We start from the raw sequence: 12,373 nt of genomic DNA, 5'->3' as shown, positions 1-12,373 counted from the left end.
ATAAATCGAACTTCTTCGAAAGTGAAAAAAGTTGCTTATTTTACAAGCAACTTTTTTATTTAAAAGACTAAAATGATTGGTTTTGCGCCGGTTTAATGAATTGTTCTGGGTTTTCGATTAATCCGCACGCAGCGCATTGTACTCGATATGTAGGTCCTTGGTAGGCCATATGAAATGCACTCATATTTTCGCTTGTATATTCTTCTTCGATTTGACCAGTTTGCGGATTTAATTTTACTGGTTTTGCTGTTTGTTCAATGATATTAAATCTTGTTCGGTTTGTTTTACAGTTTGGACAAAGCATTGGTTCCATTTCAACACACCTCCATTTTTAGTGTTTGTTGTTATAGTAAAATTTATTCATAAGAAAATCCTCCATATTTCATACTTTAAAAGGGTTTCTGCAATTTTTGTCAAAATAGTAAGAATGTAAAGGGGGAGTAAAGTGTGAAACTTCAAATGAAATACATCATTTTGTATGCAAAGCAATATGAAGAATGTATTACATTCTATCGAGATATATTACAGCTACCGATAAAAGGCGAGCACGGTACATATGTAGAATTTGATACAGGTTCAACGATTTTAGCAATAAACAGTAGAGATAGTGTTCAAGAGTTAACGGGATTATCAATTCCGAATACGTTATCGAAATCATCTACATTTGAGATTGGATTTGTTGTCGATGATGTTACAGAAACAATACATAACTTTAAAGAACACGGAGTAACAGTGTTAGTAGAGCCTGTTACAAAACCATGGGGACAAACAATTTCCTACGTTGCTGATCCAGATGGAAATTATATTGAAATTTGCAGTTCATTAGACTAAAGGAGCGGGAGATAATGAGAAAGTTTCCTATATTAGAAACAGATCGTTTGCAATTAAGAGAATTAACATTAGTAGATGCAGATGCGATGTTTCGTTATTTTGTTAAAGAACCTGTTATTCGTTATTTTGGAATGGATGCATTTCAAAATATAGAAGAAGTAAAAAACGTCATCCGGAATTTTAGAGAGAGATATGAAGAGGGATCTGCAATTCGCTGGGGTATCGTATTAAAAGGAACAGATCAATTAATTGGAACATGCGGATTTCATTTAATTAACCACAAACATAAACGTGCTGAAATTGGATATGAGCTAGATGAAACATATTGGGGAAAGGGATATGCGACAGAAGCATTGCAAGCCATTCTTACGTATGGGCTTGAAACACTTTACTTTAAGCGGATTTCAGCTGTTGTGTATCCGGAAAATGAATCATCTCGTAAATTATTACAAAGAGCAGGCTTTACGGAAGAAGGATTGCTTCGAAAATATATGATTCAAAATGAGGTAGCTCACGATGCAATTATGTATTCGTTGCTGCAGGAAGAATGGGCAACATTACTTCAAAAAGTACGTTAAATACATAAATATGAATAAAGACAATCTAAACCTTAAACATAAGGTTTAGATTGTCTTTTAGTTATGAAATGATGTATTTATAGAATTTCTTATCTACTTGCATGATAGGGAAATTTATAGGTAAATGATTAGGTTCTATATTTTCGAAATGATGTTTCTCATAAAACCTATGAGCCGCTACAAATTGCAACGTCGTTCCTAAGTATATTTCTTTTACTTCTTTTGTCTTTGCCCATGCAATTGCATTATGTAATAAAAGACTAGCCGTTTGAAATGTCTTGCCTCTATAGTCCTTTTTCACAAACATTTTTCTCAAAGCTACTTGACGGTTGCCAATATCTAAAAGAGCGATAGTGCCTACAACTTTTCCTTGATAAAGTGCGATCCAAAAGTTACCGTTTCCAGATTGGTAAACACTTTCTATACCAACTAAGTCAGGTTGATCCTCTTTTGAAATAGGGATATTGTATTCAGATTGCTGAATAGAAATAATTAAATCTAAAATTTGAGATTGATAATCAGAAGAGTACTCTTTTAAGGTAATGCTATCGTTCATATATAACACCGTCCAATATAGTAGATTCATATTACTGCTTTTATTATATCGTTTTTTTAATTGATTATTCTAATAATTGTAGAGCTTTAACCCAGTAGTTATGTTTTTTACATTTTTTAAATGGAGTGAAATGGTGCGACTGCAATGAAAATGTGGGCAAAATAAGTGTAGAAATTTAATTATTCTACACTTACACCACATATGATAGTCTGATAATAATATTATCAATAAGGGGCCTGAATTAAGGTTTAAGAAGTAACAAAATAACAACTATGTTAGCGTAAGATATAGTCAATTACTCTATTTTATGAAAAAGAGACTAAATCGGCAGGATGAAGAATCAGAAGAAGCTGCTTCATACAAGGAAAGTGCTTTTACCATTACAGAGTATGGCTATCAGCTCCTCAAGTACTGATGTGGACAGAAGTACTTTTATCATCCGCAGAATTTTGATAAGCATGGTAAGTACGTTCATTTAAGATATTGGCAGGATATCGATATGCTGTGTCACTTGCGAAACCAGTCGATATTCCAAGACCATATCATGCATGCAAAGTTAACTGATGGTCTGCTTCCATTGTCTTTCAGTTTTCGTGTAAAGCAGAGTAAAAACAATGAAATCAATTTTATTGTGCACTCTGTAATTGAACCAGAGAACCTTTCACGTATTAAATCCATTATGAAAGCCTGGGATGAATTCGTACAAAAAGGTAAAAATCTAGTTGTACTTGATTATCCAGTGAATCCTGCTGCTCTTGTAATCTATGTACCTACAATCAAAAAGGCGAAGTACTTGAATCGAGAGTTAATGCTAAGCTTGAAGACAGTTAATATTCGTCTATGTATCGGTGAAGTGCTACATGAACAAGGATTGAGCAATGCGTTCTTTGATCCATTAGCTGAAGGAGAATTAAAACAAATTCACATTCCTCTATTTAACTAAATGAAACCGTTTGTTGTTGTTGGACACTATCCAGTGATAACAAGCGGTTTTTTGTATGCTGCTGTTATGAGATTCATTTCAACTTTTCGGATAACTGACGGCAAAACACGGATTTTATACGCTAAAGATATGCAGGGCTTCATGCAGGCTTTGAGAACGGTTTGAACTACCAAATGCTGTTGTGACAGGGATGTATGAAATCCTACATACAGCGGAGGGAACGGAAGGGTTGCAAACTATTGGTATGAATGGCTTTCTGGGCTTTGTTTACTACTAATAATGACACATTATGTTAACTTGACATGAATATTTCATACAAAAACTCCACAAGTGCCGTTACCAAGAATGGACAAGTCACATGTATTGGTAGTAGGTACAATTTGCAGAAAAGTTACTTGTACAAAAATTTTACAAGCTATTCCATATATGAAAATTAGAAAAAGGAGGTGGTTGATATGAACTGTGAAGAGATTTTCGAGTTTATTCGAAGAGAACATCTTGCCCTTGGCGACTGTGTTGTTATTATGTTTGTGGGCACTGGAGGGAAATTCGATACAAGAGTTTCATTTGTTGGCGTTGAGGGCGATGCCATAGTGGTTCTCATCGGTGGTCGTAAAGTAAGTATCCCATGTAATAGCATCAATTCTATTCAACGATGCTTTAACTCTTGTGAAGAGGTTTTCCAGTCTATTCGAAGAGAACGTCTTGCTCCTTTAGATTGTATTGTTATTGTGTCCGAGGTCTTTGGAGAAATCGGTAGAGAAGTTAAATTTTTTCACGTTACGAACGATGATGTAGTGGTTTTCATCGGTGCTCGTGAAGTAAGTATCCCATGCAATAGCATCAAGTCTATTCGACGATGTTCCAAATGATGAGATTTCACTTTTATAAACTGTCTTTGCGTATAAAATCTGCGTTTTGCCTTCAGTACCCCATGCCCATCAAGCTAACCAAGTAAATTACTAGATACGTAATGATCCTTGTTTCAAAACTAGCAAATGATAAAAAAGTAGGCATGCTAAAGAAGCCTATTAAAACGCAATTTTTTCGCTAGGCAGCTTGTCTATGCTTCACCGTCGTTTTATACACAATCCCTAGAATATCAAAGACGGTCATCTTCTTATACCTATGACATTTACGACCGTTTTTTTTGAGCAGCAGATAAAGGCGATGCAGAATTTTTAAAAGTTCTTCTGTGCCAACGGCTATCGCTTGAAACAGTAACGGAAAGTAATCTTTAATCATATAAATCGCTTTGTATTCACTCAGCTCCTGCTTTTTCTTTTCAAGCAGAAACTGTCGCATTTGAAACATCGTAGAAGAACAGAGGAGAATGCCGATGAGTTGTCCATATAAATGGCACTCTAAGCGTTCTCTTTTTATATTTTTACATTCATCAATTTCAAAGAATGACTTCCACGTTTTAAACAAAATTTCAATCTGCCAACGAAGTGAATATAATGAATGCACGTAGTTCGTCGGTACTTCTTCTAGCGACGTGTTCGTGATATATACATTCATGCCCATTAAACGTTTACTTTTATCCTTCATGACAATGCCTTTCTTCTTTTCACGTATCGCTTGGTTTTTCAGACGTGTTTGTGTTTGATCATCGGTTAAACGATGATCAAACACGTGCTGGAAGTTTCTGATTTTGGCCAATGTATGCCTCGGGGATTTCCATCGTTTCACCAGGGATTAGACCAGACATCATTTGTGTCATATCAAGCTGGATGTATTCTGTTTGCTTTTTTAACGTACCATTGTTGAAGTATTCTGGTTCAGGGTTCTTGATATAAATGCGTGTATTCAACTTCAACCGCGAGATATAGTAAGCCTCTTTATCATGAATGGTTTGTAAGTCTCCTAAATCGAAGTAACCAAGATCACGTAAACATAAATCGCCTGCTTCTACGGTTTCAAGGCAAATGGTACCGTATGTTTTATCATTATTCTTTCCTGGTCCAAGCTGCACGTTAAGAAATTGACCACTAAGTAAATCATATTCCAATTGGATTTTCACGCCTGCGGTATTACTACTCCCACCTGAACCTTGATAGTTAGTGGCGAAATGGTCAGGCAGTTGAAACACTGTTGCATCTAAAATACGGATACGATTGAAAGTAGAGATCACGTGTGCAGAAAGTGAGTGATTTGAACAGAGTTAGAAGTAAAGACTTCTCGAAGAAATGCGACAGCTGCTGGATTAAAGCGTTGATTCAGTCCTTCGGGGCTTATAAGTACCCCAGTGGAAACTTCTAACTGACCACACAATTGTGCAAGTGATGTGCTAGCAATTTCTTGACTGAGCCATACGCAAAGGGCAATGAGTTCGTTTGCTTGATACTTACTAGATCGCTGTACAAAGCCAACTTGTTTGGCGGTATCTTGTAGGACTACTGGAGATAAAAAGTATTGTAGCTCTTGTGCGAAAAGATTCAGTTCATTTGAAATAATAGGATTCATTAAAAACACCATCCTTTCTCATAAACTTCTTACGATAAGCATAGCGTTTTTTTATTTTGAGGGTATGATTTTAACTTTACTTGATGGGCATGTGACGCTACCTCTTACTGGTTACATTTTACAAACGAAGAAATATAATGTATAATCAAAAATCATATTAACAATGTTAATATGATTTTTGATTATATTGATGATGTGAGGTGCTTATTTTGAAAGGAAGAGATGTTGTTTTAGGTTTACTTATGGAAAAAGAATTATCTGGCTATGATATAAAAATTGTTTTTGAAGAAGTATTCACTCATTTTTTCGATGGAAGTTTTGGAATGATTTATCCGACTTTAAGGCAGTTGGAAAAAGAAGGGAAAATCAAAAAAGAGGTTGTGATGCAAGAGGGGAAGCCAAATAAAAAAATGTATTTCATAACAGATGAAGGAAGTGAAGAATTTTATCAATATATGAAGACAGATGTAGAGAAGGATGTATTGCGTTCTGACTTTTTAATGCGTATGTATTTTGGGGATTATGCCGATATCAAGACAATGAAAAGATGGATTGAAGAAGAAATAGAGAGAAAAGAAGCGTATATTGCAGATCTCCGTTTGAAATATGAAAAGTGGAAAGAAGGAATTACATTTGCGGAAGAGATTTCATTAGATCTTGGGATTGCGTCTTATACTGCGCAAGTTGAAACATTAAAAAATAAATTAGCTCAGCTTGCAGTACGAGAAAAAAACGAAAAGTAAAGTTACATGTGAGAAAAGGGGGATTATTGTGGAACAAGCAAAGGGAGTCAAAGTTGTTTTCTTAATGTGTTTAGGTATTTTCCTGTGTATGATTGATACGACAATTATGAATATTGCTTTGCCCGCAATACAGGCTGATGTGAATACATCATTGGAGAAAATGTCTTGGATCTTGAATGTATATACGATGTCTATTGCAGTATTAGCGATTCCACTAGGGAGAATTGCTGATATATTTGGAAAGGCAAAATTATATATTATGGGTTTAATCATTTTTGGATTTGGTTCCACGTTATGTGCTTTTGCGAATACGGGCGATTTTCTTATTTTTTCTCGTTTTATTCAAAGCATTGGAGCCGCTATTTTATTTCCGACAAGTATGGTAATTGGAGTATCGGCAGTTCCATTGGTAAAGAGGCATATTGCGCTTGGTATTTTAGGCGTGACACAAGGCTTATCAGCAGCTATAGGACCTGTACTAGGAGGATTTATTACACAAAATTTAGGATGGAGATGGGTATTCTTTGTGAATGTTCCCATCTGTATCATTGGTATCATTTTATGTTTCATTATGCTAACAATAAAAAATGAAGAACGAGTGGCCGCTAAAATTGATTGGGCTGGATTGGTGCTTTCTAGTGTTGCCATTTTCTTTTCCACACTTGTTTTAGTGAAAGGGAATACTTGGGGATGGATGAGTAACGTTTCATGGATTTGCTATATCATTGGTGCTATTTCTTTTATTCTATTTGTCTTAGTTGAAAGAAAAGTTACTTCACCGATGGTAAATTTACAGTTATTTAAAGATCGAACTTTTGTTGGAGCTTCAATCGTAGTTATATTAAGTAATTTATTTTTAATTGGTGTAACGGTTTTACTTCCGACATTCCTCACAAAAATGCAACACCGAACAGAAATCGAAGCCGCTTTTTTAGTAACACCTATTTCAGCTATGATATTTTTAGTTTCACCATTTGCTTCGCTAATTATGAAGAAACTTGGCAAGGTTCTCGTTATATTAATAGGATTTATCGTTATGAGTCTTGCTTATTATAGTTTACAGAAGGTAGGTGTTGATTCAACTAATATAGAAATTATCATTCCGTGTATGATTTTAGGTGTTGGTTATGGTTTAGTGGTTGGGCCCATTACGATATTAACCGCATCCTCATTTGAGGGAGAATTATTAACTGCCTCTCAGAGTGTCGTGTCCATGCTTAGACAAGTAGGAATCGTATTAGCTGTAGCTATTTTTGTATCAGGTTTGACTCATAATTTATCTGCAAATAAAGAAAAAGTGTATCACTATGCAGAAGAAAAGGTGCATGATCTTCATGTTGATAAAGCGGAGCAAGATCAAATATTAACAGTAACAAAGGAAAAAATACAAAATAAAAACTTAGAATCACATATAGAAAAGAAACAAGGAACAGATAATATTGGCCTAAGTCAGGAACAAAAGGAAAATTTAGTTCAAGAAAAAGTAAATAATGCTTTAAATGAAATTCCAGTAGAATACAGAGAAATGAAACGGGCAGAAATTACAAATCAAGTAACGAAAGCGGTTGATGAAAAAATAGAGGACACAAAGAGAGAAATGGGGGCCTTCTCAGATGATATGAGTCATTACGCTGAAAAAGAGATGGCATTGAGTTTTACAGATTTATATAAAACGAGTATACCAGTTATTTTGATCTGTAGTTTAGTCGGTTTTGTGTTTCGTGAAAGGAAATTAGGAGTTGATAAGAGAAAGAAGCTAAATGTATCGTGATATTTTCATCTCAGAATGTAGCAAAGGAGTTAGGTAGTAGCTAATAATCAGTAAAGGATTTTTCGGCCTTCACTGATTAAGTTTTATTAGGGGTAGCACTACATTGCTATCAAGTTAAGAAATACATTCTTCCTCAAAATGAAAAAAATGAACTAAATTCCTACGGACAACTATGAAAGGACGAAATTTCCGTTTTGGGATATTTTAAAATGTTAGCTTGATGGGCATGTGGCTGCACCCCTAGTAGAATTATAAAATTTTCGTTTAGGGGATGATCCAAAATCTTAGCTTGATGGGCATGCTTCAGTACCCCTTTTTGTAAATAAAACATATAGAAATGTTATAGGAGAATCCATTTTGATTATTTTTTTCAAAACGGATTCTTTTATTTTGACGTAATATAAAAATTTGGAAAAGATTTTTAATCCAACTTTATTTGAAGACTACATCAATATCATAATTCTTTGGGATATATGATTTAAACATACATACCTTTAAATCAAATTCTCAATTCAACTCGTGTTATGGAGTTTTGAGAATCCCTTAGCGTATAAAAACGTTAAAATGTGCGTCCTAGCCCTTATTGAATGGAGGAATCTTTACCGCAATAATTACAGCACAAACAAAAAAAGCCGCATTTGCGACTCATGAACTTTTTATATTAGCAATTTACGAAACATATAAAGTTAAGTAAGAGGCTATATGAACGCTTAGTTTATAACAGTATTGTATAATTCTAGAGCTTCTTTTACATTCAATCCATTTTTTACGATGCCATGAATAGATTGAATCATAGCAACTGGATGTTCAGATTGCCAAATATTCCGTCCCATATCTACACCGATTGCTCCTTCTTGCAGTGCGTTGTATGTAATTGTTAGCACTGCTTCAATCGTGTCTAATTTTGGTCCTCCAGCAATAACAACTGGGGCAGGACATGTACTTGTGATTTTCTCAAAGCCTTCACAGTAATACGTTTTAATAATATCAGCGCCCATTTCAACACATACGCGTGATGCTAGTGCTAAAAAGCGTGCTTCTCGTTTTTGAAGTTCTTTTGCTACTGCAGTAATTCCTAATACGGGCAAACTATAATCATGCGCTTCAGATACAACATTGGCAAGGTTTGTTACAGTTTGTGTTTCATAATCAGATCCAATAAAGACAGATACGCCAACTCCAGCCACGTTATGACGCAGTGCCTCTTTTATTGGAGTAACAATTGTTTCATTAGATAAATCTTTCCCAACTACAGTCGCCCCGCCAGATACACGAAGGACCATAGGAGTTTTACAATCTTCAGGTATACAAGAATTAAGAATACCTCGAGTTAAAAATAGGGAATCTGTGTATGGGAGTAAGCTTTTTACTGTTTCATGAGGTTGTTCTAATCCGTGAATTGGTCCCAAAAAGTATCCGTGATCAACTGCCAACATAACTGCTTTTCCGTCAGGTAAAATAGTATTTAAGCGATTTTGAAATCCCCAAGTCATAGGATATCACTCCTTAATTACATATTGGATTTTCTGTTTGCACAGTATCTTTTTCTTGCAAATGAGGCGATTTAATAAAGAGCGCTTTAAAATTTTGAGAAGAACGATTGATGAGATAGTGAGATTCATGAGGACGAACTTGTAAAACATCGCCTTTTTTAATAGGAACTTTTACATGATTAACATAGAAATCTATTTCGCCTTCTAATGCATAGAAAATTTCTTCACAAGTTGTATGGTAATGATTTTGAAAATTTTGCCCTGGTTTAATGACGACAACACCTATATCAATATTAGGTCCCTTCACTAAATATTTTGGTCCATTATCACCGAAGCGATAAGAAAAATCTTCTTCATTTACTTTTATCATGCTTTTCACTCCTTTATGTAACAATTTACAGAGAGCCAGGTGCAATCCACATATGAGAAGTAAATCCTTGATCAGCTAATTGTAATTGCTGCTGATATACAATTTTCCAGTTTTGATATAATTTTTGATACTGTTGATGGTTTTCGATATTTGGTATATACGTTGTTTCCCATTTTACGAATTGTTCAGAAACAGCTTCCATTGAATGATAAATACCAGCACCAACTCCTGCAACTATTGCTGTTCCTAAAGCAGCCGCTTCTTTCATTACTGGTACTTTTACAGGAACGCCTAATACATCAGATACAATTTGACACCATAGCTTTCCTTTTGAAGCCCCTCCAGCAAAAACTACTTCTCTTGGGAACTGTCCTGTTAATTCTTCAATTAATTTTAAATTTCCATATGTTACAAAAGCAGCATTTTCTTCAATTGCTCGAAACAGTTCTTTCTTCCCGCATTGTTCAGAATCTAAGCTTAAATTTAAAAAAGAGGGAGATGCATGCCGCCAAGAAATATAGTTCATGACATTAGAAAAAACGGGAATGATGCCGTGTGCTCCAACTGGAACATGCTTTGCTTGTTCCTCTAATAATTCGTAAGCATCAATACCTAGTTCTTTTGCTCGCTGTTTTTCTTCTTGACAGAAAGCGTCCCGAAACCAGCGCATAACAAGGCCGGGAAAAAACGCGATTGTTTCGTATTGCCAAAGAGTAGGAAGAACGTGACAATTTACACGAATACGAGCATTTGGATCTGGTACAGGGGCGCTTATGTTTACTTCTTGTTGCCAAAAGCTACCACCACAAATGAATGTTTGCCCATTTTTTACAACTCCAGAACCGAGGGCAGCCATTTGTGCATCCCCACCGCCAGTAATAACAGGCGTCCCTTCGAATAAACCAGTTTCTGCTGCGCATTGTTTTGTTACGTTTCCAATGACAGTTCCGGCTTCATTTATTTGTGGAGAGAGTATAGACGATAGTCCGCATTGCTCCACTAATTCTGGAGCCCAATTTCTATCTTGTAAATTAAAAATTCCCGTTGTACATCCATTTGAAGGATCAATTTGTAATACGCCGCACAATTTATACAGTATCCAATCATTTAACATGGTGATAGAGTGTACTTTTTCATAAATTTCAGGTTGATGTTTCGCAATCCAGAGTAATCTTGGCAATGCACCTAGAGCGAATGTTTGGCCTGATGTTGTGTATAAATCTTGTTCAAGGTGAGAGTGTATTTGTTTTAATTGTGTAACTTCGGCTGAAGCACGGCTATCAACATTTGCACACGCCCAAATTTCAGTACCATCTTTGTCATATAAAACAAATCCTTCTCGCATACTTGTTGCACTAATTCCTTTAATAGAAGAAGGGAGAATACCGCTTGTTTGTAGTATATCTTTTGTACATTCTTGAATAAGTGTCCAGTTTTGCGTTACGTCAAAATCCATTGAACCTTCGTAGCGAGAATTTGTTGTATGAACCCATTCTCGTTGACTAACTGCAAGTTGATTACCTTGTAAGTCAAATAAGACAGCTCGTATACTACCAGTTCCGGCATCATAAGCTAATAGCGCAGACATTATACTTCACTCTCCTTTTTCAATAAGGAAAGGGCTGTTTCCTCATCGATAATCAATGTATGAATGTACCTGCCTTTCAATGCTCCGTAAATTGCATCAACTTTTTGTCTACCACCAGCTACTCCAACAACATGCTTCATATTTCGAAGTATAGAAAGAGGCGTACCGATGAGTCGTTTATGATGAGATAAATTTAGAATATCTCCATGAATATTGTAGAATTGCCCAAGGATATCGCCAACACCATTTTGATTTCGAATGCATGTCATTTCACGAAGAGTCATCTTTTCTTCTTTCAAAATAGTTGCATCAGGAGATAGTCCACCGATTCCAACAACAGCAGTATTTGCGAATGATGCAACATGTAATATGTCTTTCACAGATGGTTCTGAAAGTATACTGTTCGCCATTTCGTTCGTAGAAGCTAAAAATGGCGAAGGGATAATATGGAGCTGTCCATGTACTTGATTGAGATAATTTTGTTTTTTAGGGAGGTAATAATTTACTCCTCCAGTTAGTGTAACAATAGAAAGATTCATAGATGAATCGAGATTGATATTTTCTAGTGTTCTTGAGATTGTTTCTCCCCAGCCAATACCAAGTAGATCTCCGTTTTGTAAATGTGTTTCTAAGTATTGTGCCGCCGCTTTTCCTAGTGAATCAGAAAGATTTTCCTTCGGCGTCGGAATAATGAAAGCATCAATTAAATGAAACGCTTTTACAAGTTCTCTTTCCATACTTAAACAATGTAAACCAGTGCCTTTAATATGAAATGTAACGATTCCCTCAGTCCGTGCTCTTTCTAATAAACGGACAACCTTGTTCCGAGATATATGTAATAATGAGGCGATTTCTTGTTGGGTAAGGTGATCTTTGTAATAATACCAAGCAGCTTTTGTTAACAAATTTTCTTCAAAATTCAGCTGTGTCATGCTTTTCATCCTTTCAACAAATGACCGATGTTTAAACATATGTAAATATATTTTTATTTATACCGTCAGTAATGGGAGATTTACTGGAGAAAAATAAGTTCT

At 35.5% G+C, this 12,373-nt stretch carries 12 protein-coding genes and 1 pseudogene; 6 read left to right on the top strand and 7 right to left on the bottom strand.

What is annotated here, in order from left to right; translation table 11 throughout:
* Positions 1-67: 67 nt before the first annotated feature.
* Complete coding sequence (locus tag ACFQZ1_RS25085) at positions 68-313, bottom strand: DNA alkylation repair protein (RefSeq protein WP_377884871.1); 246 nt, start codon at positions 311-313, stop codon at positions 68-70.
* Between the two features lie 134 nt (positions 314-447).
* On the opposite strand from ACFQZ1_RS25085, the gene ACFQZ1_RS25080 reads away from it, so the two are divergent.
* Both ACFQZ1_RS25080 and ACFQZ1_RS25075 read left to right on the top strand, forming a co-directional pair.
* Positions 448-831, top strand: coding sequence for a VOC family protein (locus tag ACFQZ1_RS25080; protein WP_377884870.1), 384 nt, complete (start codon positions 448-450; stop codon positions 829-831).
* A gap of 14 nt (positions 832-845) precedes the next feature.
* The gene (locus ACFQZ1_RS25075; RefSeq protein WP_377884869.1) at positions 846-1,409 is read left to right on the top strand and encodes a GNAT family N-acetyltransferase; all 564 of its coding nucleotides are present in this window, start codon (positions 846-848) and stop codon (positions 1,407-1,409) included.
* A gap of 61 nt (positions 1,410-1,470) precedes the next feature.
* On the opposite strand, the gene ACFQZ1_RS25070 is transcribed toward ACFQZ1_RS25075, so the two are convergent.
* Positions 1,471-1,965 carry a GNAT family N-acetyltransferase gene (locus tag ACFQZ1_RS25070; RefSeq protein ID WP_377884868.1) on the bottom strand — a complete coding sequence of 165 codons (495 nt, stop codon included), beginning with the start codon at positions 1,963-1,965 and terminating at the stop codon, positions 1,471-1,473.
* A 499-nt stretch (positions 1,966-2,464) separates the two neighbouring features.
* Between ACFQZ1_RS25070 and ACFQZ1_RS25065 the strand changes: the two genes are divergently transcribed.
* Together ACFQZ1_RS25065 and ACFQZ1_RS25060 are read left to right on the top strand one after the other, a co-directional pair.
* Positions 2,465-2,908 carry a hypothetical protein gene (locus tag ACFQZ1_RS25065; RefSeq protein ID WP_377884867.1) on the top strand — a complete coding sequence of 148 codons (444 nt, stop codon included), beginning with the start codon at positions 2,465-2,467 and terminating at the stop codon, positions 2,906-2,908.
* Positions 2,909-3,363: 455 nt separating this feature from the next.
* Positions 3,364-3,780 carry a hypothetical protein gene (locus ACFQZ1_RS25060; RefSeq protein WP_377884866.1) on the top strand — a complete coding sequence of 139 codons (417 nt, stop codon included), beginning with the start codon at positions 3,364-3,366 and terminating at the stop codon, positions 3,778-3,780.
* Positions 3,781-3,958: 178 nt separating this feature from the next.
* Here the strand turns inward: ACFQZ1_RS25060 and ACFQZ1_RS25055 are convergent.
* Positions 3,959-5,374, bottom strand: a pseudogene (locus tag ACFQZ1_RS25055) (IS4 family transposase).
* Positions 5,375-5,583: 209 nt separating this feature from the next.
* Between ACFQZ1_RS25055 and ACFQZ1_RS25050 the strand changes: the two are divergent.
* The gene (locus ACFQZ1_RS25050; protein ID WP_377884865.1) at positions 5,584-6,117 is read left to right on the top strand and encodes a helix-turn-helix transcriptional regulator; all 534 of its coding nucleotides are present in this window, start codon (positions 5,584-5,586) and stop codon (positions 6,115-6,117) included.
* A gap of 28 nt (positions 6,118-6,145) precedes the next feature.
* Positions 6,146-7,888 (top strand): MFS transporter, encoded by a 1,743-nt coding sequence (locus tag ACFQZ1_RS25045; RefSeq protein ID WP_377884864.1) that lies wholly within the window; start codon positions 6,146-6,148, stop codon positions 7,886-7,888.
* 710 nt (positions 7,889-8,598) lie between these two features.
* On the opposite strand, the gene lsrF is transcribed toward ACFQZ1_RS25045, so the two are convergent.
* The 4 genes from lsrF to ACFQZ1_RS25025 are packed head-to-tail and all read right to left on the bottom strand — an operon-like array spanning position 8,599 to position 12,271.
* Positions 8,599-9,381, bottom strand: a complete 783-nt coding sequence (lsrF, locus tag ACFQZ1_RS25040) for a 3-hydroxy-5-phosphonooxypentane-2,4-dione thiolase (RefSeq protein ID WP_377884862.1) — start codon at positions 9,379-9,381, stop codon at positions 8,599-8,601.
* A gap of 13 nt (positions 9,382-9,394) precedes the next feature.
* Positions 9,395-9,751: a cupin domain-containing protein gene (locus tag ACFQZ1_RS25035; protein ID WP_377884861.1), complete on the bottom strand. Its 357-nt coding sequence runs from the start codon at positions 9,749-9,751 to the stop codon at positions 9,395-9,397.
* Positions 9,752-9,776: 25 nt separating this feature from the next.
* Entirely contained in the window at positions 9,777-11,339 is a 1,563-nt protein-coding gene (gene lsrK, locus ACFQZ1_RS25030) for an autoinducer-2 kinase (RefSeq protein WP_377884860.1), read from the bottom strand.
* A complete protein-coding gene (locus ACFQZ1_RS25025; protein WP_377884859.1) occupies positions 11,339-12,271 on the bottom strand; it encodes a sugar-binding transcriptional regulator in 933 nt (310 codons plus the stop codon). The genes lsrK and ACFQZ1_RS25025 overlap by 1 nt, the downstream gene beginning before the upstream one ends.
* Positions 12,272-12,373 lie beyond the last annotated feature (102 nt).

This window comes from Bacillus sp. CGMCC 1.60114, assembly GCF_042676365.1.
In the GTDB taxonomy this organism is placed as follows: Bacteria; Bacillota; Bacilli; order Bacillales; family Bacillaceae_G; genus Bacillus_A; species Bacillus_A rhizoplanae_A.
Note: the sequence above shows the minus strand (reverse complement) of the source record. Positions and strands in the feature narration are given on the sequence as shown.

Coding starts and splice junctions, on each gene's coding strand:
- lsrK (WP_377884860.1), bottom strand. CDS start 11,339: ATGTCTGCGCTATTAGCTTATGATGCCGGAACTGGTAGTATACGAGCT.
- ACFQZ1_RS25065 (WP_377884867.1), top strand. CDS start 2,465: ATGCTGTGTCACTTGCGAAACCAGTCGATATTCCAAGACCATATCATG.
- ACFQZ1_RS25025 (WP_377884859.1), bottom strand. CDS start 12,271: ATGACACAGCTGAATTTTGAAGAAAATTTGTTAACAAAAGCTGCTTGG.
- ACFQZ1_RS25075 (WP_377884869.1), top strand. CDS start 846: ATGAGAAAGTTTCCTATATTAGAAACAGATCGTTTGCAATTAAGAGAA.
- ACFQZ1_RS25035 (WP_377884861.1), bottom strand. CDS start 9,751: ATGATAAAAGTAAATGAAGAAGATTTTTCTTATCGCTTCGGTGATAAT.
- ACFQZ1_RS25060 (WP_377884866.1), top strand. CDS start 3,364: ATGAACTGTGAAGAGATTTTCGAGTTTATTCGAAGAGAACATCTTGCC.
- lsrF (WP_377884862.1), bottom strand. CDS start 9,381: ATGACTTGGGGATTTCAAAATCGCTTAAATACTATTTTACCTGACGGA.
- ACFQZ1_RS25085 (WP_377884871.1), bottom strand. CDS start 313: ATGGAACCAATGCTTTGTCCAAACTGTAAAACAAACCGAACAAGATTT.
- ACFQZ1_RS25070 (WP_377884868.1), bottom strand. CDS start 1,965: ATGAACGATAGCATTACCTTAAAAGAGTACTCTTCTGATTATCAATCT.